Below are 25022 nucleotides of genomic sequence, written 5' to 3' on the forward strand. Positions count from 1 at the left end.
CGCGACCGTTTCGCGGATCGTTCGCAGCCTTCGGCAGCTCCTACCCCGCCAGGAAGCCCGTCATGCGTTGCCTGTTGTTCGTTTTTCTGTTGCTCGGCTCAACCCATTCTATTGCCCTGGATCGTTTCCAGGTCGAGGGCTATATGCTGCCCAACGGCCTGCAACTGCTGCTCAAACCCGGCAGCGAACGCGGCCATGTGGCGATTCGTCTGGTAGTCGGCGTTGGCCTGGATGATTTCAGCTGTGCCAACAAGGAGCTCCCGCACCTGTTCGAACACTTGCTGTTCAGCGGCATCGATGCCAGCGGTGAGGGCGGGCTGGAAGAACGCATGCAGGCACTGGGCGGCGAATGGAACGCCTACACCAGCAACGCCGACACCACTTTCGTCATCGAAGCCCCAGCGAAGAACCAACGCAAAGTCCTCGATCTGTTACTGGCACTGCTGACCCGCACCGAGATTGACGACACTGCCATCGCTGCCGCCAAACAAGTCGTCGAACGTGAAGATGGCGGTCATTATTCGCACCTGCAGCGCTGGCTGGACCGCCAGGACCTGGGTCATAAGGCCAGCAATCAGTTGGCGGTGGAACTCGGTCTCAAATGCACCGAGCGGGCCGAGGTCGACCACCTGACCCGCGAACAACTGGAGCAACTGCGCAAAGCCTGGTACGCCCCCAACAACATGACCCTGATCGTCGTCGGCGAACTTGACCGCCTGCTGCCGGCGTATCTGGAACGCACCTATGGGCAACTGGATCCGGTCGACCCCAGCGAGCACTTGCCACTGCCCGAAATCCAGACCAAAGCTGCCCCGCAGCGCAGCTTGATCCAGGGCTGGGCCGGTGGTGGCGCCAAACTGCACTGGCTATTCCCCGAGCCAGTACTGGACAACCAACCCGACGAAACCTTCGACCTGCTCAAGGACTACCTGGATTGGGAGCTGTATCGCCAACTGCGCCTGGACCATGGGCTGTCCTACGGCCCCTGGAGCGAACGCGAAGTGTTCGGTGGCGTCGGTTTTTTCAGCCTGAACGCCGACCTGGAGCGCGATGATCTGCCGCAGGCTGAGCAAGTGCTCAATGACATGAAGGCCCGCCTGCTCAAGGACGGACTCGACCCCACCACCTTCGCTCGCCTGCAGCAGGCCGCCGTTGCCCGTCAGGCGTGGGCAGTGCAAGGCAATAGCGCTCTGGCCGATTACTACTGGAGCGCGCTGGGCGATTACGAGGATGGGCGTTTTGCCGACCCGGCCAGACGCCTGCAAGCAGTCAGCCTGGAGCAAGCCAACCAGGCCATGCGCCAGTTGCTCAACCAGCCCGGCTACTTGCGCATCGAGAAGCCCTTGCTCAGTTATGACGCGTTGAGCGGGCTGGTTGCAGGCATATTCGCTCTGTTGATGACGTTACTGCTCGGCGGGCGGTTTTATCGTAAACAGATCCGCTCTAGACGCAGCTAAGACGTTATTCTGTCGGGGATTTTTCCCTTGAGACTGCGAACCGCCGAATGCCTGACTGGACTCTTTACATACAGCGCATGCTGGAGCTGATGAAACGCTATCCAGGAGTGATAGCACTCGGCGGTTTTATCTCTGGGATCGGCAGCTTCATTCTGGTGGATCGCCAGCAAAGCCTGGCGACCTGGATCACAACCATCATGCTGGTGAGCTGGGTCTGGCTGATGCTGGAAAACAGTCTCACCCAGCTGTTCACCAAGGTCTTCAAGCGCGAGATCCCGCAGCCCTTGCTGCGTTATGCGACGCAGATGATCCATCAGGAAAGTCTGTTCTTCGTCCTGCCGTTCTTCTTTATCACCACCACCTGGAACAGCGGGCAACTGGTATTCACCAGTCTGCTCGGCGCGGCGGCACTGATTTCGATTACCGATCCGCTGTATTACAAATGGCTGGCACCACGCCGCTGGCTGTTTCTGGCACTGCACACCCTGACGTTGTTTGCCGCGTTGCTGACGGCGTTGCCGATTATTGTGCACCTGACCACCACTCAAAGCTTCATGCTGGCGCTGGGCATCGCCATGCTGTTGTCTTTCCCGAGCCTGGCGTCGAGTTTTCCAATCCGCAACTGGCGCGGAGGGCTGATGTTACTGGGGATAACATTGGCTATCGGCGGCGCCGGTTGGCTGCTGCGCTCCTGGGTGCCACCGGCGACCCTGTGGATGACCGAGGTGGCGATCAGCACTGAACTCCAGGGCAGAACCCCAGGCGACGACCTGGACGAAGTCAGCGCCAGCCAGGTGCGCAGCAGCGGTCTGTATGCCTACACGGCGATCAACGCGCCACGGGGGCTGGACGAGCGGATTTACCACGTCTGGCAGTTTGAGGGTAAAGAGGTCGACCGCATCGCCCTGGATATTCACGGTGGGCGAAAGGAAGGCTACCGGGCCTGGACCCACAAACAGAACTTTCCGGACAATCCGGTTGGCCGCTGGCAGGTTCGCGTGCTGACCGAAGACGGTCAGATGATCGGCGTATTGCGCTTTGACGTGACCGACAAAGGCCAAGGCGTCGAGACGCCTGGCGAGGCAAAGTAACCGTGATCGTGCTATTACGTAGCACTGTGTAATAGCCGAACAAGCACAGAGCTTATGAGCAGTAGCACGATGGCCGGCAACGCCCAACTGGATACGTCGAACACCCCTGTGCGGCTGCGGGTCACGGGCGACTGGACGCTTGCCCATTACACCGATCTCAAGCGGCTGACCGATGATCTTCACGGCCAGTACGACGACACTACCCACATCGACCTTAATAACCTCGGCGCGCTCGACACCGCCGGAGCGTCACTACTGGTAGAACTGCTGGGCGCCGAGCGGCTTGGCAAATCCACCGAACATCCCGATTGCAGCCTGTCCTCCGCCGACCGCGCGCTGCTGCAAACCGTCTACTGCTCGCTGACCGACTTCTGTGTACCGGTCAAAGAACCTGAGGTGAGCGTCGGCATCCAACTGCTGACCCGAATCGGCCGCGCCGTCGACGCGGTCTGGCAGGACACCTTGCAACTGCTGGGCTTTATTGGTCTGATCCTCCAAACGCTGGTGCGCAACCTGTTGCGGCCCAAGCACTGGCGCATCACTCCGACGGTCGCGCACATCGAGCAGACCGGCCTCGACGCGGCGCCTATCGTTGCCTTGCTGACCTTTCTGGTGGGTGCGGTAGTGGCCTTTCTCGGTGCCACAGTGCTGGCCAGTTTTGGTGCAAGCGTCTTTACCGTGGACCTGGTCGCGTTCTCCTTCCTGCGGGAGTTCGGCGTGTTGCTCACCGCGATATTGATGGCCGGGCGAACAGCCAGTGCGTTCACCGCGCAAATCGGCTCAATGAAGGCCAACGAAGAGATCGACGCGATTCGTACACTCGGCCTCGATCCCGTCGAGCTGCTGGTACTGCCCCGCGTTCTGGCGCTGCTCGTGGCGCTGCCGATGCTGACCTTTCTGGCGATGCTCTCGGGCATTGTCGGCGGCGGAGTGGTCTGTGCGCTCTCGCTGGGTATTTCGCCGGCGATGTTTCTCTCACTGCTGCAATCTGATATCGGGATTCAGCACTTTCTGGTCGGGATGGTGAAAGCACCGATCTTCGCTTTCCTGATCGCAGCGATCGGCTGTCTGGAAGGTTTCAAGGTCAGTGGCAGTGCCGAATCAGTAGGCGCTCACACCACCTCCAGTGTGGTGCAGTCGATCTTTGTGGTGATTGTTCTCGACGCCGTGGCCGCGTTGTTCTTTATGGAGATGGGCTGGTGAGTCGTTTACCCCGTACGCCCGCCGAGGCGGTGATCGAGGTCCGTGGGCTGTGCAATCGCTTCGGCAGCCAGAGCGTGCATGAAAATCTCGACCTGGATTTGTACAAGGGCGAGATTCTCGCCGTGGTCGGCGGCTCCGGCAGTGGCAAGTCCGTGCTGTTGCGCAGCATCATTGGTCTACGTCGGCCCAGCGAAGGATCGGTGCGGGTGTTTGGCCAGGATTTGCCGAACCTCCCAGAACACGAGCGTTCGCGGGTGGAACGGCGCTTGGGTGTACTGTTTCAGAAGGGCGCGTTATTTTCCTCGCTGACGGTCACCGAAAACGTTGCGCTGCCGCTGATCGAGCACGCGGGTTTGAGCCGTCCCGACGCCGAACACCTGGCAGCGGTGAAACTCGCGCTGGCCGGTCTGCCGCTGTCGGCCGCGGAAAAATACCCGTCCTCGCTGTCCGGCGGCATGATCAAGCGCGCGGCGCTGGCCCGGGCCTTGGCGCTGGACCCGGACATCCTGTTTCTCGATGAGCCGACTGCCGGTCTCGACCCGATTGGCGCCGCCGCCTTCGATCAGTTGATCCTGACCCTGCGCGATGCGTTGGGCCTGAGCGTGTTTCTGGTCACCCACGACCTCGACACGCTGTACACCATCACCGACCGGGTCGCGGTGCTGGCGCAAAAAAAAGTGCTGGTGGCGGACGCCATCGACAAAGTCGCCGAGACCGACGACGCCTGGATTCACGAATACTTCCATGGCCCTCGCGGCCGCGCGGCATTCCAAGCAGCTTCACAGCTCAACGAGGTATGACATGGAAACCCGAGCCCATCATGTATTAATCGGCCTGTTCACCGTGATTGTGGTGGTAGGCGCCTTGCTGTTCGGTCTGTGGCTGGCCAAATCCAGTGTCGACACCGAATTCAAGGATTACGAGATCGTCTTCAATGAGGCGGTCAGCGGCTTGTCCAAGGGCAGCCCGGTGCAGTACAGCGGAATCAAGGTTGGTGACGTGATCTCGCTGCGACTGGACCCGAAAGACCCGCGCCGGGTGCTGGCGCGAATCCGTCTGAGCGGCGAAACCCCGATCAAGGAAGACACTCAGGCCAAACTGGCCCTGACCGGGATCACCGGCACCTCAATCATCCAGCTCAGCGGTGGTACGCCGCAAAGCCCCGAACTCAGAGGGCACGACGGTAATCTGCCGGAGATCGTCGCCTCGCCGTCGCCGATTGCCCGGCTGCTGACCAATAGCGATGACCTGATTAGCAGCGTCAACTTGCTACTTAACAACGCCAACCAAATGATGTCGCCAGATAACGTTGAGCGCATCAGCAGCACTCTCGAGCATCTGGAGCAAACTACCGGAGCCATCGCCGATCAGCGTGGAGACATTCGCCAGACCATGCAGCAGCTTGTTTCTGTAGGAAAACAGGCCAGTGCCACCCTGGAACAAACCACCACACTGATGCGCAATGCCAACGGTTTGCTCAACGATCAGGGCAAGCAGATGTTCGGCAGTGCCAAACAGGCCATGCAGTCTCTGGAGCAGAGCAGCGCGACCATCAACAAACTGCTGACAGACAATCAGGACTCGCTCAACAACGGTATGCAGGGATTGAACGGGTTGGCCCCGGCCGTGCGTGAACTGCGCGAGACCCTGAATTCGCTACGAGCTATCTCCAACCGTCTGGAAGCCAACCCCAGTGGTTACCTGCTGGGCAGCGACAAGAACAAGGAGTTCACGCCATGAAGCTCGCCTGCCGTGTAGTCGGCCACCTCACACTGATCACCAGCTTCGCGCTGACCGGCGCCTGCTCGATCCTGCCCAAGTCGGAACCGGCCGATGTCTATCGGCTACCCACGGCGCAGAGCAGCACACCGACGCCTCGCGGCAGTGCGCTGCCATGGTCATTGCGCCTGGCCAAACCGCAAGCCAGCGAAACCTTGAACAGTCCGAAAATTGCCGTCGTGCCACAGGGCGATCTGATCAGCAGCTACAAGGCTTCACGCTGGAGCGACCCGGCGCCAATCCTGTTACGCAACCGCCTGCTCGACGCCTTTCAACATGACGGACGGGTGCAGTTGCTCAGTACCGACGACAGTAATCTGCAGGCTGATTTCGAGTTAGGCGGGGAATTGCAGGCGTTTCAGACCGAGTATCAGGGTGGCGCCGTGGAAGTGGTGGTTCGCCTGGATGCACGACTGGTGCGCGGCAATGATCAACGGATCATCGCCAGCCGCCGCTTTGAAGTGCGTCAACCGCTGAGCGATCCGAAAGTCCCGGCGGTGGTCGCAGGTTTCGGTCAGGCCAGCGACAAGCTGACTGGCCAGGTAATTAGCTGGGCAGTAGAGCAGGGGCAGAGACATGCTCTGGTTATCAAGAGCGGCACAAGCCCCTTGTAGCAGCCTTCGGCAGCTGCTGCGGGGGCATGTGTGCTTTCGCTTTCCGGCTCAGCCAAAGAACCAGTAACACACCCCGATTGCCGCCACTACACCGGCAAATTCAGCCAGCAGCGCGCAGCCCACGGCGTGGCGAGCCCGCTGAATGTTGACGGCACCGAAGTACACCGCCAGCACATAGAAGGTGGTTTCCGTGCTGCCCTGAATGACGGCCGCCGCCCGTGCCGGGAAGCTGTCCACACCCTGAGTTTTCATGGTTTCGATCAGCATTGCCCGAGCGGCGCTGCCAGAGAAGGGTTTGACCATCGCCGTCGGCAACGCGTCGACGAATCGCGTGTCCCAGCCGGCCCATGCCACCAGATGACGAATCCCGTCCAGACCAAAGTCCAGCGCCCCCGACGCCCGCAATACGCCTACCGCACAGAGCATCGCCACCAGATATGGCAGCAGGTTCTTGGCGACATCAAAGCCTTCCTTGGCGCCTTCGACGAACGCTTCGTAAACCTTGACCTTGCGCAGCGCGCCAATCACCAGGAACAGCATGATCAGCCCGAACATCGTCAGATTACCGAGAATCGACGAGAGGCTTGCCAGAGCTGTGGAGGAAAGCGTCGCCAGCAACGCCATGAAGCTGCCCAACACCAGCGCACCCGGAATCAGATAAGCCAGCACCACCGGGTCCCACAGCCGCAAGCGCTGCACGATTGCCACCGACAGCAAACCCGTCAGGGTCGAGGCGCTGGTGGCCAGCAAGATCGGCAGGAATACCAGTGTTGGATCGGCAGCGCCTTGCTGCGCGCGGTACATGAAGATCGTTACGGGCAGCAGGGTCAGCGATGAAGCGTTCAGCACCAGAAACAGAATCTGTGCGTTGCTCGCCGTGGTCGTGCTGGGGTTGAGCTCCTGCAAGGCGCGCATGGCCTTCAAGCCGATCGGCGTGGCCGCATTGTCCAGGCCCAGGCCATTGGCGGCGAAGTTCAGGGTGATCAAACCAATGGCCGGGTGGCCAGCGGGTACTTCCGGCATCAGGCGCAGAAACAGTGGACCCAGCACCTTGGCCAGCCAGTCGACGATCCCGGCCTTTTCGGCGATCCGCAGAAAGCCCAGCCAGAGGGTCAGGGTGCCAAACAGCAGAACCATTACATCCACCGACAACTTGGCCATGGCGAAGATACTTTCCACCATCGCCGCGAATATCCCGGCATTACCGCCAATCAGCCACTGCGCCAGTGCCGAAACGGCAGCCACGATGAAGAAGCCAAGCCATAGGCCGTTGAGCATCAGTTAAATCCCCCAAAAGATGCGGCGAATAATAGCGGTCAGATACCAGAAACAACAAACCCCGGTTTCCCGGGGTTTGTTGTAGGTGCGTGGCTCGAAGGAGCTTAGCTGTTGGAGACTTCACCCTTGGGCAACGGCTCTTTGCTGCGCCAGTGCGGCAGGGAGTTCCAGTAGCGCTCGCCCTTGGCGTCGTCGTACATGCCTTCCCAACGGGAGATGACCAATACAGCGAGGGCGTTGCCGATCACGTTCAGCGCAGTACGGGCCATATCCATGATGCGGTCGACACCCGCGATGAACGCCAGACCTTCCAATGGAATGCCGACACTGCCCAGAGTCGCCAGCAGCACCACGAAGGACACACCCGGCACACCGGCGATACCTTTGGAGGTAACCATCAGGGTCAGCACCAGCAGTAATTGCTGGCTGATGGACAGATCGATGCCGTACAGCTGCGCGATGAAGATCGCCGCGATGCTTTGATACAGGGTCGAACCGTCAAGGTTGAAGGAGTAGCCGGTCGGCACTACGAAGCTGCAAATGGCTTTCGGCGCGCCGTAGGCTTCCATCTTCTCGATCACTCGCGGCAGCACGGTTTCCGAGCTGGCAGTGGAGTAGGCGAGTACCAGCTCATCTTTGAAGATGCGCATCAGCTTGATCACCGAGAAGCCGAACAGACGAGCAACCAGGCCCAGTACCACGAAGGCGAAAAAGGCGATTGCCACGTAGACCAGGATCACCAGCTTGGCCAGCGGCAGCAGGGAAGCGAAACCGAAGTTGGCAACAGTCACCGCGATCAGTGCGAAAACGCCAATCGGGGCGTAGCTCATGATCATGTGGGTGACTTTGAACATGCTTTCCGACACGCCCTGGAACATCTTCACCAGCGGTTCGCGCAGATCCGATTGCAGGCTCGACAGACCGAGACCGAACAGTACGGAGAAGAAGATGATCGGCAGCATCTCGCCACGCGCCATGGCGGCAAAAATGTTCGATGGAATCAGGTTGAGGATGGTTTCGATGAACGCGTGTTGATGCTGAACCTCGGCTGCGGTCGCCTGGTACTTGGAGATATCCACAGTACCCAGGGTGCTCATGTCGATGCCCGAGCCTGGGTGAAACAGGTTGGCCAGCACCAACCCCACCAGAATGGCGATGGTGGTGACAATTTCAAAGTAAAGGATGGTCTTGAGACCGATGCGCCCGAGCTTCTTCGCATCACCCACGCCGGCAATACCGACGACCAGCGAGGAGATCACGATCGGAATCACGATCATTTTGATCAGCCGGATAAAGATATCGCCCGCCGGTTGCAGGACGTTGCTGATCCACCAGGCTTTTTCGGCACTGAAATGGTTGAGCAGCGCCCCAATTGCAATCCCCAAAACCAGACCGATGAGGATCTGCCAGGCGAGGCTAAGCTTTGCCTTCTTCATATCATTACCCTTTCTTATAAGTGGACTCGGGAAGATGCGCGAACTGGAACGCTCAAGTGCGGAAAAGTCTGTGCATCTGCCCCCGTAAAAAATCACCGCGAGCGAGCATTTACGGCTCTCTGGCTGGCGGAAAAAGGCGCAACTATTCCGATGCAAGAGAGGCGCGTCTAATGCTGTAAACGCCTACCCTATGCCGAATCGGCATGAGCTTTTTTGAACAAACCCATCGTCCCAACCGGTTCGAATACGACACTAAAGAAGTCATAAGCGCCATGAGACGGCCATTACAGGCGATATGCGGGATTTATTGGCGGCATGAATAACGACGAAATCCGGGAAATTTCCTACGCCTAGGAGCGAAAACAGAGCCCGAATAAAAGACGAGTTTCTCGATATACGGTCGCGATAAAGCACCGTAAACCGGTTGAGAAAAACGCAGAAAGGACATTTCAGGGGATAAGCGCATGAGGATCCAGCGGATCGCTCTAGAACAAGCCTTTGCGTGTTCAAGCGCGCCGCAGGTCCGCGAAATCCTCAACGACTCGTGAACTTGCGGCGCAGCTTTTCCTGACCCGGCCCTTACGGAGGCACCCCTTGTACCCCTAGGTCACTCCGATTCCACATCAATCAGAACGTCCCGACCCCTTGGTCATACGCCTGCCTTCATCGGGTGGCGCAAATAGAAAGAAGCCAGGGCCTCTTTCCAGAGCAGAACTCGGTGTCTTTAACAAAACGCTCGTATTCAACCTCGGTCGCGACGGCCAAAGAAGAAAGACGCAATAAACATCACCAGGAACACGACAAAGAGAATTTTGGCGATACCCGTGGCGGTGCCCGCGATTCCACCGAAGCCCAACACCGCAGCCACAATGGCAATGATCAAGAATGTGATTGCCCAGCTCAACATAACAATTCTCCTTACGCGTCTAATGGAGTGTTGCTTGTATCGCGATTCCTGGTGCAGCTTCCCCCACGCCGGTCTTATGCCTAAAACACCCAACGCTCCTGAGGAATGGATTCAACTACTGCCTGTGCCTGGTCAACACCCATCAGGTGCACTGGGGCAGAGTCAGCAAACTGGCTGCTGAGCGCGCTGAAATGCATTTGGTTTGTGTATTGAGGTGGCAAACGCAGCGCCATTTCCTGCTGGCTCTGACCCCAACGCTGAAACTGCTGACCACCAATGAGCATGACAAGCAGTGCCAAACTTGCAAACAGTCCTTGCTGTATATGCAGTAGTGAAATATGCATTTGGGCGAGACGTTGGCGATTCATCCTCAAGCTCCTCCCATACGGGTGGTCATTCGGAAGAAGGCGCCCTTCAATAGCGCCTTTGGCTATTCAAACTGTTGCAGCCTGCATGCCAGCTTTCATTTCACAATAAGTTAAACAAATCAGTAGGTTATAAACGTTACAAAAGTGCTTTCAAACGCATCTTGCACGATGACTCCCTATGGGTCGTGCGTAATGCACGATCCATAGGGAGGGAATTGAAAAGCCCTGGAGCCGGAAGATAGCGGTGGATGTCAGAAGGGAGGGTCAAGGAGCAATCAGGCTTCTACATAAAACCCTTATTAATCAGCATGTTATAAACAAATCAATAGGTCGCTAACCTGCATCTAGTGGAATCAATCAGAATCGACCATGCAACTTGCCCGATTTTTCCGGGACTAAATAAGATGACTCACTAATGGAGCGTGGGAAATGGAATCAGCCACGGAACATCAAGGCCGTATTCTTCTGGTAGATGATGAGTCCGCCATCCTGCGCACCTTCCGTTTCTGCCTGGAAGACGAAGGCTATACCGTAGCCACTGCCAACAGCGCAGCCCAAGCCGACGCCTTATTACAACGTCAGGTGTTTGACCTGTGTTTCCTCGACCTGCGGTTGGGTGAAGACAATGGCCTCGATGTGCTCGCGCAGATGCGCATTCAAGCACCGTGGATGCGTGTGGTGATCGTCACCGCCCACTCGGCGGTGGATACCGCAGTCGATGCGATCCAGGCCGGTGCCGCGGATTACCTGGTCAAGCCCTGCAGCCCGGACCAATTGCGCCTTGCCACTGCCAAGCAACTGGAAATGCGCCAGCTCTCGGCGCGCCTGGAAGCGCTCGAAGGGGAAATACGCAAATCCAGGGACGGCCTGGACTCTCACAGCCCGGCGATGAAAGTGGTACTGGAAACCGCACGCCAGGTCGCCGGTACCGATGCCAACATTCTGATTCTTGGCGAATCCGGCACCGGTAAAGGCGAGCTGTCCCAAGCCATTCATGGCTGGAGCAAACGCGCGAAGAAATCCTGCGTCACCATCAACTGTCCGTCGCTGAGCGCCGAGCTGATGGAAAGCGAGATGTTCGGCCACAGCCGCGGGGCTTTTACCGGGGCCAGCGAAAGCACCCTCGGACGGGTCAACCAGGCCGATGGCGGGACACTGTTCCTCGACGAAATTGGCGACTTCCCGCTGACCTTGCAACCCAAACTGTTGCGATTTATTCAGGACAAGGAATACGAACGCGTCGGCGACCCGGTGACCCGTCGCGCGGACGTGCGCATCCTCGCCGCGACCAACCTCAATCTCGAAGACATGGTCCGCGACGGACGTTTTCGTGAGGACCTTCTGTACCGGCTCAATGTCATCACCTTGCACCTGCCGCCGCTGCGTGAGCGCAGTGAAGACATTCTGACCCTGGCGGATCGCTTTCTGGCCCGCTTCGTCAAGGAATACGCGCGCCCGGCGCGCGGCTTCAGCGATGAAGCGCGCGAAGCACTGCTCAACTATCGCTGGCCGGGCAACATCCGCGAATTACGCAATGTGGTCGAGCGCGCGAGCATCATTTGCCCTCAGGAACGGGTAGAAATCAACCATCTGGGCATGGCCGAACAAGCGACCAGCAACGCTCCGCGGATTGGTGCGGCGTTAAGCCTGGACGAGTTGGAGAAAGCCCATATCGGCGCAGTGCTGGCCACTAGCGACACCCTTGATCAAGCCGCCAAAACCCTCGGCATCGATGCTTCGACGCTGTACCGAAAACGCAAACAGTACAACCTATGAGCGGCGCCCCATGAAGCTCGCGATGAAACTGCATACTCGGCTGTTTCTGAGTATCTCGGCGCTGATCACCGTCGCCCTGCTTGGGCTTCTGCTCGGGCTCATGGGCATCATACAGATGGCCAGTACCCAGGATTCGCTGATCCACAACGACTTCATCACCCTTGATCTGGGACTCAAACTGCGACAGACCCTGGACGACCAGTTGATCATCATGCTCAACGAAAAACCTGACCTGGCGGCGTTGGAGGCATCCAGGCAACATTACTTCGAGCTGCTCGATCAAGGCATCCAGCACGAGCAAAGCACCGGTGGCCAGCACACCGGCTTCAGCCAGGCCCGAGCTGACTACCTGAAATTTCTCGAAGCATTCGGCCACTCTCGGGATCTCTCGGGCAGCCTGACCGGCAACCATAACCTGACCGAAAAATTCAATGTGCTGCGCAACGGCCTGATCACCGAACACAAACTGACACTGGATAGCATCAATGAAGCCCAGTACCAGACTCGCGAGCGCGCACTATTGATCTCAGGATTGCTCGGGCTGGTGGGATTGGCGGTCTTGATCATCGGTTTCATTACTGCCCACGGCATTGCCCGACGCTTCGGTGCCCCTATCGAGGCGCTGGCCAAGGCTGCGGACAATATCGGTCAAGGGAATTTCGACGTGACGCTGCCCATATCGGCGGTTGCGGAAATGAACCTGTTGACCCGCCGTTTCGGGATCATGGCCGAAGCCCTGCGTCAGCATCAGGCCACCAACGTCGATGAGTTACTCGCCGGCCAGCAACGCTTGCAAGCGGTACTCGACAGCATCGATGACGGCTTGCTGATGATCGACCGCCAGGGCCGTCTGGAACATCTCAACCCAGTAGCGCAACGGCAATTGGGCTGGGACAAAGATCGTCTGGGTCAGGGATTGGGCAGCGCCCTTGAACGCGCGGAGCTCGATGAGCAACTACAGCTGATCCTGCGTGGCGGCAGTCTGGAACGGGCGCCTGAGGACTTGAGTATCGAGGTTGATGGCGAATCGCGGCTGCTGACCTACAGCCTGACACCGGTCAGCCACAACACCCAAGGGCACATTCTTGGCGCGGTCATGGTGCTGCATGACGTCACCGAACAGCGGGCCTTCGAACGGGTCCGAAGTGAATTCGTGTTACGTGCCTCACATGAGCTGCGCACACCGGTCACCGGTATGCACATGGCCTTTGGCTTACTTCAGGAACGCGTGCATTTTGCTGATGACTCTCGCGAAGCCGACCTGCTAAACACCGTCAACGAAGAAATGCAGCGTTTGATGCAGCTGATCAACGACCTGCTGAACTTCTCACGTTATCAGAACGGCCTGCAAAAGCTCACCCTTGTGCCCTGCGCCATCGATGAACTGCTCGAACACGCTCAAGCTCGCTTCGCAGAGCAAGCCCACGAGCAAGACATCGAGTTGTTGGTGGAGGTTCAAACACAGCTACCCAGGCTACAAGTCGACCACCCACAGCTGGAACGGGTGCTGGATAACCTGATTGCCAATGCGCTACGCCATACCGCGCGGCACGGCCAGGTCCGCTTACAAGCACGCCGACATGGTGAGCGAGTGATTATCAGCGTCGAGGACAACGGCGAAGGCATCGCTTACGGCCAACAGGGGCGGATTTTCGAACCCTTCGTTCAGGTCGGTCGCAAGAAGGGTGGCGCAGGCCTGGGCCTGGCGTTGTGCAAGGAAATCGTGCAATTGCACGGCGGGAGGATGGGCGTCTACTCACGGCCGGGGCAGGGCTCGCAGTTCTACATGGCGCTTCCTTTGTAGGCGCGCGGCGCACAATCAGGCTTCATCATCCAGTCGCCGCGCAGCCATCCGGCGACCGCGGGTGATCAACTCAATGAACTGCACAGCGCTCAGGGCATGGGCAAACAGCCAACCCTGCCCGTAATTCACACCCTCACTACTCAACAGCGAGGCCTGTGCTTCATATTCGATCCCTTCGGCAATCACCTTGAGTTGCAAGGCATGCGCCATGCGAATGATATGCGGCGCCACTCCGCTGCTGGCAGCATCGTGCCCCAAGGCATCGATAAAAGCTTTATCGATTTTCAAACAGTCCACAGGCAGGGTTTGCAGATACGCAAGGCTGCAATAGCCCGTGCCGAAATCATCGATCAGCACTTGATGCCCGGCATCGCGCAAGGCCTGCAGGTTGTCCCGCGCGACGACCACGTCGATCAGGCCACGCTCGGTAACCTCAAAGGCAATCTGTCGCGCTGCGACCCGATGCATGGCCAATAAACGGGCCATAACCTGCCCGATGCGCGGAACCATCACATCGCAGGCCGCCAGATTGACCGAGATGTAGAGATGCGGATTGGCGCGTAACAGCTGGCCTAACTGCTCAAGCAAACGCTGCAGCACGAAATCGGTGATCTGTCGGATTTGCCCGGTATTTTCCGCCATAGGGATAAACAGATCCGGGCTGGTCAATGTGCCGTCTGGCCGACGCCAACGCAGCAGTGCTTCGGCGCCGACACATTGACGACTGCTGAGCTCGAAAATCGGCTGGTACAAGACCTGCAACTCGTTACGACGCAGAGCGCCCTGTAACTCGCCACCCAATGACTGACGCTGGCGAGCCAACTGTAAGACCAGCCACCCGATAAAAATCGCTAATAGAAGACTTATCGGTAACAACCAGCGCCATGCCGTAGTCATTTCCACTTGCAAACTTGTACGCGGGGTCATGAGTACAAGCTGGTACTCCGGGTTGTTGGTCGGCATTCGGTAAATCAGTTGGTCTTGCGTGACCTGAAGGGCGTCACGGCTCACTGGAGGCCACGGCTGGATCGGTGGCCAGGGTTGAGCCGCGCCCAGTACCGGGATCGCTCTGGTGCCATGGTCGAGCACTACCAGCAAGCTGCTGCCCGGGTGCAGGTCGACCATATCGGTCAAATGACCTCGGGAGGTCGCCACACGAAAGTTGCCCCGTCCGAGCATCAATGCTGCACGGTTTTCATTAGGTTCTGTCGAGGTATTCAACCAGTAACTGTAGGTCGGCCCCTTGATGTCTGGAGGCCCTGGGGAAGAAAGGGTGTCCTGGCGCGGCCGGTTTGAGCAGGACTGAGTGGCATCGATATAAGCCGCTTCATAAACGAAGCGGTAACTGAAGCTGACCTTTTGCAATGTCGCGACCATTTCAGCATTGCATCCACGCAATGGTTGGGCTTCCAGCTCATCGAGACCTTCACGCAATTGGCCGAACAGTTGCTCAAGACGCTCAAGAAAACGCTCGCCCTGAGCATTCATCTGCTCGCTTTCGCGTTGTTGCACCTGATGCAGCGCCACGCCCAGACTGCCCAGCAGTAACAACGCCGCGCTGAGCACAGCCGCCAGCATCGCCAGAAACCACGGGCGATGAAACCAACTATGTAGCGTCTCGCCAGCGGCCGGCATCATTGAATATCCAAAGGATTACCAATGAGTTATAGCAACTGATTGAGAAGTCGCCCGGACCGTCGGGCGGCGTCATTATTTTGTCTGGTTCAAGACCTGCAGAATTGCTGCACTTTCCGCGTCTGGCATACCGTCGAAGCGTGACGGTCGATAATGCATCTGGAACGCCGCCAGTACATGACGGGTCGCGACATCCAGTTGGCCGGTTTGCGGCGTGGTATAGCCCAGACGAGCCAGCTCTTCCTGAAACCAGGTGATGCTCGGTAGTTCAGCCGCAAACAACGCTTGCTGGCGTGCCACGGCCTGAGCGTTCGGCCAGATCACCAGCCCCTCGTCAGCCAGACGCTTCCAGGGGAACAACGGGCCCGGGTCGAGTTTACGCAATGGAGCGATATCGCTATGCCCGATGATATGGCGCGGGTCGATGTTGTTGCGCTTGCTGATGTCCTTGAGCAGAACGATCAACGCCTGGACCTGACCCTCGGTATACGGATACCAGACGCGGCCAGTCGGTGTCTCGCGGTAGCCCGGATTGACGATTTCGATACCGATGGAGCTGGAGTTCAACCAGGTCCGGCCTTGCCATTCACTTTCCCCTGCATGCCAGGCCCGCAGGTTTTCATCAACCAACTTATAGATAGTCGGCGGATTGTTGTCGCCAATCAGGTAATGACTGCTGACGTCGCCATGGGTCAACAGTGCCAGCGAGCGTTCCAGCGAAGCGTTGGTGTAATGCACCACCACGAACTGAACACGGTTATCGTAATTGACCGAAGGATGACGGGTGTCGAGTCGAGGCCCGCTGGCGCAGCCGGCCAACACAAGAAGCGACAGGACGAGAGAGTAAAATTTCATGGCAGTGTGCAGTACGCTGAAGACAGTAATGCAACAGTGTAACGTATTGCCCTCTGGATGGACCGGCAAAAGCCCGAGATTAAACAAAATGGAACAATCGGGATCAGCCCAGTTCCACCCTGTTACGCCCGGCATCTTTGGCGCGGTAAAGCGCCTGATCGGCTCTTTTAAGCACCATTTCGCTGCGCTCACCCGGTTTGAATGCCGTCATGCCCATGGAGACGGTTATCGTTACCCGCTCACCTTTGAAGTGAAACGGGCAAGCCTCAATGGCTGCCCGCAGCGTTTCGGCAAGTTTTGAACCCACCGGCAATGAGGTATTGGGAGCCAACAGGACAAATTCTTCACCACCAAATCGGGCGATGAAGTCCGAGCCGCGCATACGCTTGCGCAGGACGCCGGCAATGATTTTCAGAACCTTGTCACCAGCCAGATGGCCATAGTTATCGTTGATTCGCTTGAAGTGGTCCAGATCGAGCATTGCCAACAGAAGTGTGCTGCCATTCTGCTGCCATTGAGCAACTTCGTGATCCAGTCGCTCACCCCAAGCAGCTCGGTTGGGCAGGCCGGTCAACGGATCAATCAGCGCCTTCTGCCGTTGCTCCTCAAGGTGCTCGCGATAGCCCTGAGCCTCTTGCTCCATGCTTGCCACGCGTTCGGCCAGCCCTTGCAGACGCCCGGCGACCTCTTGCTCACGCTGATCGCGTTGCTTGCGGTGCTGATCCATGGTGCCGAGCAAACCCTCAAGGTGGTTCTCCAACACATGCTTGAGGCTGTCCAGGTCTGCCGCATCTTGAACGCTGCTCTGCAAGCCATCGACCTGTTCGCGGATCTGGGTATCCATTTCTCGCGCAGCTGAACGGCTGTCCGCATGACCGTCGCTGGCCGCCTGCAGATTGCTTTGAAATGACTCGAGCCGCTCGTTGAGCTGCTTGAGGTAAACCTCAAACTCATGTTGTCCACTGTTGGTGATCGCCAGCATCAAGACGGCCAAATCGTCGAGGATTGGTAGCAGTTCGTACCAGTTCAGACCGTTTTGCAGTCGATCACGCATGGCCTCGGCTTGCGGTCGGTGGCGCTCGGGCAGGGACAAGTCGTCGAGCAGACCCAGCAGCGTGTCTTCTATGTGCCTGGCCACCGAGCTGTAAGAAGGCTCTGGTGAATCAGGCAAGGCGTAGTGGACATCCTGCTCAGGCTGCTCTGGATCAAAGGCCACCGACGCCTGCGCCGTAGCTGACGGCGAAGGCAGGCTGTCGAGGAGGTCAGGTGTTTCGTGTCTGGTTTCCGAGGGCACAGGGGATATCAGTTCGTCAGGATTGATATCAACCTGAGCGAGTGAGTCTTCGGGGCTCGCAGTCAGAGTCGGTTGCGGTGCAGCGACGAGTTCTTCGACTCCTGACAGTTGAGGAGCCCTCAGCCCTTCTGACTCCAGCACTGGAGGGACAAAAGCCTGCACTTCGATGTGTGGTTTTTTATCAGTCAGCTCTGGATTCGAAACCGACTCGACCACTGAAACCACGGATACCGGCATTTCTACGGCCGGCAACGGCACTTCCTGCGTGATCGCCACAACGCTTGGAGCGACAGGAACAGGCTGGAAATAGTCACGAACAGGCTCAAGCGTCGTCTCGACGGCCTGCATCTGAATCTGTTCAGCGGGATTCGAACCTGGTAACGCCACCAAGCAAGCATTAGCCTGCGGCACAACGTCCGCGGTTTCCCGCCCACCGAACAGACGTTGCAACAAGCCGGGACGATTCGGCTCTTCAGGGTTCTCCAGCAAGCTCAGCGCCCGGCCTTGCAAGCCGCTCAGCTCACCAAGCAGCAAGGGGATTTCACGGGCCTGGCTGACACGCCCATCCAGTTGCCGGGCAAAGTTCTTGAGCGGCCGACTCACTTCTCGAGGCAGCGGCAAGGCTTGTAATTGTGTGACCAGAGCAGTCAGCGCTGCTCCCATTTGATCAACGCGCGTTTCCCGGCGCTGCTCGGAATCGAGCACGGCTTTTTCCAGGCGTGGCAGCAACGCTGCCAAAGCCGCGTCCATATCGTCCGTGCGAATAGCCTCACGCATTTCCTTCATACACTGGTCAACGGCCCGGTCAGTGCCCTCCGCCGCCAGCGTGCTGCGAACCAACCCTCGGCGAAGCAAATCAAGGCGGGCATCCCATCGGCGCTCGAGCTTCTCTTGCTGCTCGATGCTCTTGAGGTACTTTTCTTTCCAGCGCTGCGCTTCGTCGCTCATTCAAGGGATCCGCGAGGGACAAGACTCAATGCGGGCAATGCGTCAGCCGTAAGCGAACCCGGCAGCCGAATCTCTACCGCGACCGGCAAGTGATCGGAAATGGGTTGAGCCAGCACCTCGACCCGTTCAAGGGTCAGGCTCGGGCTGAGCAGAATGTGATCGAGGCATCGTTGCGGGCGCCAACTGGGAAACGTCGCCTCAAGCTGTGGCGCGAGCAGACCCAGATCGCGCAATGGGGAACTTTGCAGCAAGTCGCCGGCATGGGTATTCATATCACCCATCAGCACCTGGTGTTTGTACCCAGCAATCAATTCGCGAATATAGGCCAGCTGTCGGGTTCGGGTACGGGCACCCAGCGCCAGATGCATCATCACCACCACCAACGCTTCCGGTCCCTCGCCGAAGCGCACCAGAATCGCACCACGGCCCTTCGGACCCGGCAATGGATGATCTTCGATAACCCACGGACGCAAGCGGCTGAGCACACCATTGCTGTGCTGCCCCAAGCGACCGAGATTGCGATTGAGCTGTTGATACCAGTAAGGAAAGGCGCCGAGTTGGGCCAGGTGCTCGACCTGGTTGACGTAGCCCGACCGTAGGCTGCCGCCATCGGCTTCCTGCAAGGCGACCAGATCGAAATCGCCCAGCAGATTGCCGATCTTTTGCAGATTGTCTGCTCGCCCGGTGTGCGGCAACAGATGCTGCCAGCCACGGGTCAGATAATGCCGATAACGCTCGGTGCTGATACCAACCTGAATATTGAAACTGAGCAAACGCAGACGACTGTCTGCGGGCAAGCCCGTCGACTCCAGATGATGCGCGTTGACCTGCGGGTCATGCAGGCCAACGACACGCTCAGTACCCCAGCGGCGCATGGTGGGCGCCGCTTACTTAGCGGCGCGCTCCTTGGAGATCAACTGGTCAGCCACGCTCAAGGCGCCTTCAGGGCCACCGGCAGTGCCGAGGTCGAAGCGGTACTTGCCGTTGACGACCATGGTCGGTACACCGGAGATCTGATAGGCCTGAGCCTTCTTCTTGGCATCTTCAACCTTGCCTTTAACGGCGAAGGAATTGTAGGTGCTCAGGAATTTATCCTTGTCGACGCCTTCGGTCGCCAGGAACTCGGCCATTTCTTCTGGAGTCGCGAGTTTCTTGCCACCGTGGATCGCGTCGAAGACCGCTTTGTGAACCTTGTGCTCCACGCCCATGGCTTCCAGGGTAATGAACAACTGGCCGTGAACGTTCCAGATACCGCCGAACATGGCCGGAATACGTACGAAGTTCACATCGGCAGGGAGCTTTTCAACCCAGGGATTGATGGTTGGCTCGAACGCGTAGCAATGCGGGCAGCCGTACCAGAACAGCTCCACTACTTCGATCTTGCCAGGTATGGCAACCGGAACGGCGCTGCTCAATTCGACATATTGTTTACCAGCTTCAAGCGGCTCGGCAGCTTGGGCGGTTATGCCAAACAGACTGGCTGTGACGAATGCGGCGCTGAGAATCAGATTACGCATGCTTTACTCCTGGACAAATAAGGTCGCCTCATGCGACCTGCACTCAGACAGGCCCAGTCGGGCTTGATTTCTAGTGTAACGGCAGCAGCCACAAAAAAGGGCGGCCAAAGCCACCCTTTTTATGCTTGCATCAATGGATTAATAGAGCGTTAACGTTGCAAAAGATGTAAGTCATGCACAACGTCAATTGATCCACCCTTAGTGCAGGCCTTGAATATAGCTGGACACCGCTTCGATGTCCTTGTTGCTCAATTTGGACGCGATGCTTTGCATGATCTTCGTGTCACCGTCGTTGGTACGGTTACCTTCACGGAAATCGGTCAGTTGCTTGGCGATGTATTGAGCGTGCTGGCCACCCAGGTGCGGGAAAGCAGCAGCGACGTTGCCTGCACCGTTAGGCGAGTGGCAACCGGTGCAGGAAGGCATGCCCTGGTCCAGCTTGCCGCCACGGAACAACTCTTCACCGCGAGCCACGACTTTCGGGTCTGCTGCGCCGACGCTGCCCTTCTGGCTGGCGAAGTAGGCCGAGAGATCAGCCAGATCCTGATCGCTCAGGTTGGTCAGCAGGCCGGTCATCTCCAGAACGGTGCGCTTGCCGGACTTGATGTCGTGCAATTGCTTGTTCAGGTAGCGTTCGCCCTGACCCGCCAGTTTTGGAAAGTTGGGCGCCATGCTATTGCCATCCGAGCCATGACAGGCGCCACATACTGCGGCTTTCGCCTGACCAGCAGTCGCATCGCCTGCAGCATGGGCAATGCCGGAGATCCCCAGGGTCAACAGCAGACTCACGATCAATTTGTTCATCAGCTAATCCAACTACGGCTAAGGGTTAAAGAGTTATGGACCGGGATCACTCGCTCATCCAGTGGATGATTGCCTGGTAATCCTCGGCACTGCAGTCCATGCACAAACCACGCGGCGGCATCGCCTTGAAACCCTGGGTCACGTGTTGCACCAGCGTCTCCATACCTTGCGCCAATCTTGGCTTCCAGGCTTCCAGATCACCCTTTACAGGCGCCGTTGGCAGTTGGCCGGAATGACAGGCTCTACAAACACGGTTGTACACAGCTTCCGGATCCTGTGTAGCCTGCGCACTGTAAAGCGGCATCAAGACACCGGCAGCTAGCAGCCATTTCGTCATAAAACGACCTTTCAGGGTTGAGAGCGAGCTGCGTTCTAGTGCGCAATTTCGGTCAATCGCTCCCGTGAACTTCATCCTACGCCGGGACAAAGCGCACACAAAATCTGCGGCATTATATACTGGCGTTACTGAAACGGAAACGACACTGCTCGCCGCGTCCATTCTCGGCACCGCCCACATCGGAAATCCCATGCAACTCAAGAACCCCATTCTCGGTCTGTGCCAACAGTCCACCTTCATGCTCAGCGCGGCCAAAGTTGACCAATGTCCCGACGACGAAGGCTTTGAAGTGGCCTTCGCGGGGCGTTCCAACGCCGGCAAGTCCAGCGCTCTGAACACCCTGACTCACGCCAGCCTGGCCCGAACCTCGAAGACTCCGGGTCGCACACAGCTGCTGAACTTCTTCAAGCTAGACGATGATCGCCGTTTGGTCGACCTGCCAGGTTACGGCTACGCCAAAGTGCCAATCCCGCTGAAACTTCACTGGCAGCGCCACCTGGAAGCGTATCTGGGCGGTCGCCAGAGTTTGAAAGGTTTGATTTTGATGATGGACATCCGTCATCCAATGACTGACTTCGACCTGCTGATGCTCGATTGGGCTGTAGCCAGCGGCATGCCGATGCACATCCTGCTGACCAAGGCCGACAAACTGACCTACGGGGCAGCGAAAAACACCTTGCTCAAAGTGCAGGCGGACATCCGCAAAGGCTGGGGCGATACCATCACCATCCAGCTGTTCTCCGCACCGAAACGCCTTGGTCTGGAAGATGCCTACACTGTACTGGCGGGCTGGATGGAACTGGCCGATAAAGGCGCAGAGGCTACGGAATAAGGAATTTCAGGCAAAAAAAACCCCGGACTTCGTATGGGGAGGAGAAGTTCGGGGTTCAAATTCCGGACCGCTAGGGCGGGGTCCAGATATCTGCCAACACTTAACACAACATAGGAGCATCGAAGGGCTTCACCAGCCATTCAGTAAATCTGAGTGGCGGTTCGCGGATTTAGTTCCGGACAGGTTCAAAAACTATTGGTAATAACCGGCCCGGTTTTCCGAACCAATAGCCCTTAGCCAGCCTTTGCCGCGGCACGATGCCGCAGCAAAAGGCATCCTCAAGACAGGTTAATGAGCCTCGTCCCAGTTATTTCCGACACCTACTTCGACCAAAAGCGGCACATCGAGCGACGCAGCACCACTCATATGGACGCGAATTTCATCGCGAACCCGGTCCACCAGGTCCTCGCGAACTTCAAGCACCAGTTCGTCGTGTACCTGCAGGATGACTTTGGCGTCCAGACCTGAAGACGTCAGCCAGTTATCCACCGCGACCATGGCTTTCTTGATGATGTCAGCCGCCGTGCCCTGCATAGGCGCGTTGATTGCCGTACGCTCGGCGCCTTTGCGCAAGGCCGGGTTTTTTGCGTTGATGTCAGGCAGGTAGAGGCGACGACCGAAGATGGTTTCAACGAAACCTTGCTCTGCAGCCTGGGCGCGAGTGCGCTCCATGTACTCAAGCACGCCCGGGTAACGAGCAAAATAGCGGTCGATATAGGCTTGTGATTGCTTGCGGTCGACACCGATCTGCTTGGCCAGGCCGAACGCGCTCATGCCGTAAATCAGACCGAAGTTGATGGCCTTGGCACTGCGGCGCTGGTCGGTGGTGACCTCTGCCAGCTCAACGCCGAACACCTCGGCAGCGGTCGCCTTGTGCACGTCCAGATTGTGACGGAAGGCGTACAACAAACCTTCATCCTTGGCCAGGTGCGCCATGATCCGCAGTTCGATTTGCGAATAGTCGGCCGCTAGCAGTTTGTAGCCCTCAGGCGCGACAAATGCCTGACGAATCCGCCGACCTTCAGCAGTACGGATCGGAATGTTCTGCAGGTTCGGATCGCTGGAAGACAAACGCCCGGTCGCCGCCACCGCTTGATGGTAGGAGGTGTGAATCCGCCCGGTACGCGGGTTGATCTGCTCAGGCAAGCGGTCGGTGTAGGTGCTTTTCAACTTGCTCATGGAGCGGTACTGCATCAGCACCTTGGGCAGCGGGAAGTCCTGCTCGGCCAGTTCCGCCAGCACAGCTTCGGCCGTCGAGGCCTGGCCTTTGGCAGTTTTGCTGAGAATCGGTAAGCCGAGTTTCTCATACAGAATCACGCCCAATTGCTTGGGCGAACCGAGGTTGAATTCTTCACCGGCAATGGCAAAGGCTTCGCGTTCAAGAGCGACCAGCTTGTCGCCCAGTTCGACACTCTGAATACCTAGCAGATTGGCATCGACCAACGCCCCCTGACGTTCAATCCGCGCCAGGACTGGTACCAGCGGCATCTCGATTTCCCTCAGCACGTTACAAAGACTCGGGATGGCCGTGAGTTTTTCCTGCAGGGCCTGATGCAAACGCAAGGTCACGTCCGCGTCTTCGGCCGCATAGGGTCCGGCCAGCTCCAGAGAAATCTGGTCGAAGGTCAGTTGCTTTGCGCCTTTGCCAGCGATGTCCTGGAAGCTGGTGGTGGTGTAGTCCAGGTACTTGAGCGCCAGGCTGTCCATGTCGTGGCGGGTCGCCGTCGAATCCAGTACATAGGATTCGAGCATGGTATCGAAGGCAATGCCTTGCACCGAAATGCCACAGGCTTGATCACCACCGATGGCGCAGTTGGCCAGAATGTTCATGTCGAACTTGGCGTGCTGGCCGACCTTGAGTTTGCTCGGGTCTTCCAGTAACGGTTTCAAGGCTCGCAGGACGGTGTCGCGATCCAGTTGCTCGGGCACCCCCATATAAGAGTGAGTGAGCGGGATGTAGGCCGCTTCATTGGCTTGTACGGCGAAAGACAGGCCCACCAGTTGCGCTTGCTGCGCGTCGACGCCGGTGGTTTCGGTATCAAAGGCAATCAAGCTGGCGTTGTTAAGCTTTTTCAGCCAGACATCGAATCGCGCCTGGTCGAGGATGGTTTCGTACTTTACCTCAGCGTCGACTGCGACCTCCTCCACAGCTTCGACGATTTCCTGCTCCGTGCGCTTGGCCTCGCGCTGCAATTCTTCGAACCAGCTTTTGAATTCGAGCAAGGTGTAGAGCTCGGCGAGCTTTTCGCGATCAGGCTCACCCAGATGCAGGTCGTCGAGCCCGATATCCAGCGGCACGTCGACCTTGATGGTCGCCAGTTGATAGGAGAGGAAGGCCATCTCCTTGTGCTCTTCAAGCTTGGCCGGCAGGGTCTTGGCACCGCGAATCGGCAGGGTCGGCACGATATCGAGTTGCGCGTACAACTCGACCAGACCGCCATTCACGCCCACCAACAAACCGGAAGCGGTCTTTGGCCCAATGCCCGGAACACCGGGGATGTTGTCGGACGAATCGCCCATCAGCGCCAGATAATCGATGATCTGTTCGGGAGCGACGCCAAACTTCTCTTTCACGCCAGCCACATCCATCGCGCTACCGGTCATTGTATTGACCAAGGTAATGTGCCCGTCGACCAGTTGTGCCATGTCCTTGTCGCCCGTGGAGATCACCACCGGGCGGTCGGCTGCTGCGCTGCTACGGGCCAGCGTGCCGATCACATCGTCGGCCTCTACGCCTTCTACGCACAGCAACGGAAAGCCCAATGCGATCACACTCGCATGCAACGGCTCGATCTGTACCCGCATGTCATCGGGCATGCTCGGACGGTTGGCCTTGTACTCGGCGTACATGTCATCGCGAAATGTCCCGCCCTTGGCGTCGAAAACCACCGCGAACGGGCTGTCAGGGTACTGCTTGCGCAGACTCTTGAGCATGTTCAGTACACCCTTGACCGCGCCGGTCGGCAGGCCTTTGGATGTGGTCAGCGGTGGCAGCGCATGAAAGGCGCGGTACAGGTAAGAAGAACCGTCCACCAGGACGAGGGGGGCTTGGCTCATGAGCAGGATCAACCTTTTCGGCGGGTCCGG

At 58.0% G+C, this 25022-nt stretch carries 21 protein-coding genes; 9 read left to right on the forward strand and 12 right to left on the reverse strand.

The features are described 5' to 3' along the window. Window positions 1–62 precede the first annotated feature (62 nt). Genes AC07W5_RS00090 through AC07W5_RS00115 form a run of 6 tightly spaced genes read left to right on the forward strand, consistent with a single transcriptional unit; the run spans window position 63 to window position 6144 of the window. Window positions 63–1457: a M16 family metallopeptidase gene (locus AC07W5_RS00090; protein ID WP_495022579.1), complete on the forward strand. Its 1395-nt coding sequence runs from the start codon at window positions 63–65 to the stop codon at window positions 1455–1457. A 47-nt stretch (window positions 1458–1504) separates the two neighbouring features. Then, a complete protein-coding gene (locus AC07W5_RS00095; protein WP_495022580.1) occupies window positions 1505–2548 on the forward strand; it encodes a DUF5924 family protein in 1044 nt (347 codons plus the stop codon). A 54-nt stretch (window positions 2549–2602) separates the two neighbouring features. Beyond that, the gene (locus AC07W5_RS00100; protein WP_494991152.1) at window positions 2603–3751 is read left to right on the forward strand and encodes an ABC transporter permease; all 1149 of its coding nucleotides are present in this window, start codon (window positions 2603–2605) and stop codon (window positions 3749–3751) included. Further along, complete coding sequence (locus tag AC07W5_RS00105) at window positions 3748–4551, forward strand: ABC transporter ATP-binding protein (RefSeq protein WP_495010557.1); 804 nt, start codon at window positions 3748–3750, stop codon at window positions 4549–4551. Before AC07W5_RS00100 ends, AC07W5_RS00105 begins: the two co-directional genes overlap by 4 nt. Before the next feature lies 1 nt (window position 4552). Then, the gene (locus AC07W5_RS00110; RefSeq protein WP_494991150.1) at window positions 4553–5491 is read left to right on the forward strand and encodes an MlaD family protein; all 939 of its coding nucleotides are present in this window, start codon (window positions 4553–4555) and stop codon (window positions 5489–5491) included. Then, window positions 5488–6144 (forward strand): ABC-type transport auxiliary lipoprotein family protein, encoded by a 657-nt coding sequence (locus AC07W5_RS00115; protein ID WP_495010556.1) that lies wholly within the window; start codon window positions 5488–5490, stop codon window positions 6142–6144. Before AC07W5_RS00110 ends, AC07W5_RS00115 begins: the two co-directional genes overlap by 4 nt. 48 nt (window positions 6145–6192) lie before the next feature. Here AC07W5_RS00115 and AC07W5_RS00120 read toward each other — a convergent pair whose 3' ends face one another. The 4 genes from AC07W5_RS00120 to AC07W5_RS00135 all read right to left on the reverse strand — a co-directional run bounded on the left by AC07W5_RS00120 (window position 6193) and on the right by AC07W5_RS00135 (window position 10133). After that, window positions 6193–7422 carry a nucleoside recognition domain-containing protein gene (locus AC07W5_RS00120; RefSeq protein ID WP_494991148.1) on the reverse strand — a complete coding sequence of 410 codons (1230 nt, stop codon included), beginning with the start codon at window positions 7420–7422 and terminating at the stop codon, window positions 6193–6195. A 104-nt stretch (window positions 7423–7526) separates the two neighbouring features. Beyond that, window positions 7527–8858: a glutamate/aspartate:proton symporter GltP gene (gltP, locus tag AC07W5_RS00125; RefSeq protein WP_494991147.1), complete on the reverse strand. Its 1332-nt coding sequence runs from the start codon at window positions 8856–8858 to the stop codon at window positions 7527–7529. 742 nt (window positions 8859–9600) lie between these two features. Next, window positions 9601–9765 carry a DUF1328 domain-containing protein gene (locus AC07W5_RS00130; protein ID WP_494991146.1) on the reverse strand — a complete coding sequence of 55 codons (165 nt, stop codon included), beginning with the start codon at window positions 9763–9765 and terminating at the stop codon, window positions 9601–9603. Between the two features lie 80 nt (window positions 9766–9845). Continuing rightward, window positions 9846–10133 (reverse strand): hypothetical protein, encoded by a 288-nt coding sequence (locus AC07W5_RS00135; RefSeq protein WP_495022581.1) that lies wholly within the window; start codon window positions 10131–10133, stop codon window positions 9846–9848. A gap of 429 nt (window positions 10134–10562) precedes the next feature. On the opposite strand from AC07W5_RS00135, the gene algB reads away from it, so the two are divergent. Both algB and AC07W5_RS00145 read left to right on the forward strand, forming a co-directional pair. Beyond that, on the forward strand, window positions 10563–11909 hold the full coding sequence (gene algB / locus AC07W5_RS00140; RefSeq protein ID WP_494991144.1) for a sigma-54-dependent response regulator transcription factor AlgB: 1347 nt from the start codon (window positions 10563–10565) through the stop codon (window positions 11907–11909). Window positions 11910–11919: 10 nt separating this feature from the next. Next, the gene (locus AC07W5_RS00145) at window positions 11920–13713 is read left to right on the forward strand and encodes an ATP-binding protein (RefSeq protein WP_495022582.1); all 1794 of its coding nucleotides are present in this window, start codon (window positions 11920–11922) and stop codon (window positions 13711–13713) included. Window positions 13714–13728: 15 nt separating this feature from the next. Here AC07W5_RS00145 and AC07W5_RS00150 read toward each other — a convergent pair whose 3' ends face one another. The 7 genes from AC07W5_RS00150 to AC07W5_RS00180 form a co-directional block, all read right to left on the reverse strand. Continuing rightward, window positions 13729–15348, reverse strand: a complete 1620-nt coding sequence (locus AC07W5_RS00150) for an EAL domain-containing protein (protein WP_495010570.1) — start codon at window positions 15346–15348, stop codon at window positions 13729–13731. Between the two features lie 75 nt (window positions 15349–15423). Further along, a complete protein-coding gene (locus AC07W5_RS00155; RefSeq protein ID WP_494991142.1) occupies window positions 15424–16203 on the reverse strand; it encodes an N-acetylmuramoyl-L-alanine amidase in 780 nt (259 codons plus the stop codon). Window positions 16204–16306: 103 nt separating this feature from the next. Then, window positions 16307–18445 carry a GGDEF domain-containing protein gene (locus AC07W5_RS00160; RefSeq protein WP_495022583.1) on the reverse strand — a complete coding sequence of 713 codons (2139 nt, stop codon included), beginning with the start codon at window positions 18443–18445 and terminating at the stop codon, window positions 16307–16309. Further along, window positions 18442–19320 (reverse strand): endonuclease/exonuclease/phosphatase family protein, encoded by an 879-nt coding sequence (locus tag AC07W5_RS00165; RefSeq protein WP_494991140.1) that lies wholly within the window; start codon window positions 19318–19320, stop codon window positions 18442–18444. The genes AC07W5_RS00160 and AC07W5_RS00165 overlap by 4 nt, the downstream gene beginning before the upstream one ends. 12 nt (window positions 19321–19332) lie before the next feature. Further along, entirely contained in the window at window positions 19333–19962 is a 630-nt protein-coding gene (locus AC07W5_RS00170; protein WP_494991139.1) for a thiol:disulfide interchange protein DsbA/DsbL, read from the reverse strand. A 198-nt stretch (window positions 19963–20160) separates the two neighbouring features. Beyond that, window positions 20161–20766: a c-type cytochrome gene (locus AC07W5_RS00175; RefSeq protein WP_495022584.1), complete on the reverse strand. Its 606-nt coding sequence runs from the start codon at window positions 20764–20766 to the stop codon at window positions 20161–20163. A 46-nt stretch (window positions 20767–20812) separates the two neighbouring features. Then, window positions 20813–21103, reverse strand: coding sequence for a c-type cytochrome (locus tag AC07W5_RS00180; protein ID WP_495022585.1), 291 nt, complete (start codon window positions 21101–21103; stop codon window positions 20813–20815). 190 nt (window positions 21104–21293) lie between these two features. On the opposite strand from AC07W5_RS00180, the gene yihA reads away from it, so the two are divergent. After that, on the forward strand, window positions 21294–21935 hold the full coding sequence (gene yihA, locus AC07W5_RS00185; RefSeq protein ID WP_495022586.1) for a ribosome biogenesis GTP-binding protein YihA/YsxC: 642 nt from the start codon (window positions 21294–21296) through the stop codon (window positions 21933–21935). Window positions 21936–22223: 288 nt separating this feature from the next. On the opposite strand, the gene polA is transcribed toward yihA, so the two are convergent. Further along, entirely contained in the window at window positions 22224–24992 is a 2769-nt protein-coding gene (polA, locus tag AC07W5_RS00190; protein ID WP_495022587.1) for a DNA polymerase I, read from the reverse strand. Window positions 24993–25022: the final 30 nt, after the last annotated feature.

Source organism: Pseudomonas sp. GW821-FHT01E05 (assembly GCF_059422425.1).

Excerpts from the sequence above, each read along its gene's own strand:
- AC07W5_RS00175 (WP_495022584.1), bottom strand. The coding sequence starts at position 20,766 with ATGAACAAATTGATCGTGAGTCTGCTGTTGACCCTGGGGATCTCCGGC.
- algB (WP_494991144.1), top strand. The coding sequence starts at position 10,563 with ATGGAATCAGCCACGGAACATCAAGGCCGTATTCTTCTGGTAGATGAT.
- yihA (WP_495022586.1), top strand. The coding sequence starts at position 21,294 with ATGCAACTCAAGAACCCCATTCTCGGTCTGTGCCAACAGTCCACCTTC.
- gltP (WP_494991147.1), bottom strand. The coding sequence starts at position 8,858 with ATGAAGAAGGCAAAGCTTAGCCTCGCCTGGCAGATCCTCATCGGTCTG.
- AC07W5_RS00120 (WP_494991148.1), bottom strand. The coding sequence starts at position 7,422 with ATGCTCAACGGCCTATGGCTTGGCTTCTTCATCGTGGCTGCCGTTTCG.
- AC07W5_RS00180 (WP_495022585.1), bottom strand. The coding sequence starts at position 21,103 with ATGACGAAATGGCTGCTAGCTGCCGGTGTCTTGATGCCGCTTTACAGT.
- AC07W5_RS00150 (WP_495010570.1), bottom strand. The coding sequence starts at position 15,348 with ATGCCGGCCGCTGGCGAGACGCTACATAGTTGGTTTCATCGCCCGTGG.
- AC07W5_RS00170 (WP_494991139.1), bottom strand. The coding sequence starts at position 19,962 with ATGCGTAATCTGATTCTCAGCGCCGCATTCGTCACAGCCAGTCTGTTT.
- polA (WP_495022587.1), bottom strand. The coding sequence starts at position 24,992 with ATGAGCCAAGCCCCCCTCGTCCTGGTGGACGGTTCTTCTTACCTGTAC.
- AC07W5_RS00155 (WP_494991142.1), bottom strand. The coding sequence starts at position 16,203 with ATGAAATTTTACTCTCTCGTCCTGTCGCTTCTTGTGTTGGCCGGCTGC.
- AC07W5_RS00160 (WP_495022583.1), bottom strand. The coding sequence starts at position 18,445 with ATGAGCGACGAAGCGCAGCGCTGGAAAGAAAAGTACCTCAAGAGCATC.
- AC07W5_RS00165 (WP_494991140.1), bottom strand. The coding sequence starts at position 19,320 with ATGCGCCGCTGGGGTACTGAGCGTGTCGTTGGCCTGCATGACCCGCAG.
- AC07W5_RS00090 (WP_495022579.1), top strand. The coding sequence starts at position 63 with ATGCGTTGCCTGTTGTTCGTTTTTCTGTTGCTCGGCTCAACCCATTCT.
- AC07W5_RS00110 (WP_494991150.1), top strand. The coding sequence starts at position 4,553 with ATGGAAACCCGAGCCCATCATGTATTAATCGGCCTGTTCACCGTGATT.
- AC07W5_RS00135 (WP_495022581.1), bottom strand. The coding sequence starts at position 10,133 with ATGAATCGCCAACGTCTCGCCCAAATGCATATTTCACTACTGCATATA.
- AC07W5_RS00115 (WP_495010556.1), top strand. The coding sequence starts at position 5,488 with ATGAAGCTCGCCTGCCGTGTAGTCGGCCACCTCACACTGATCACCAGC.
- AC07W5_RS00145 (WP_495022582.1), top strand. The coding sequence starts at position 11,920 with ATGAAGCTCGCGATGAAACTGCATACTCGGCTGTTTCTGAGTATCTCG.
- AC07W5_RS00130 (WP_494991146.1), bottom strand. The coding sequence starts at position 9,765 with ATGTTGAGCTGGGCAATCACATTCTTGATCATTGCCATTGTGGCTGCG.
- AC07W5_RS00095 (WP_495022580.1), top strand. The coding sequence starts at position 1,505 with ATGCCTGACTGGACTCTTTACATACAGCGCATGCTGGAGCTGATGAAA.
- AC07W5_RS00100 (WP_494991152.1), top strand. The coding sequence starts at position 2,603 with ATGAGCAGTAGCACGATGGCCGGCAACGCCCAACTGGATACGTCGAAC.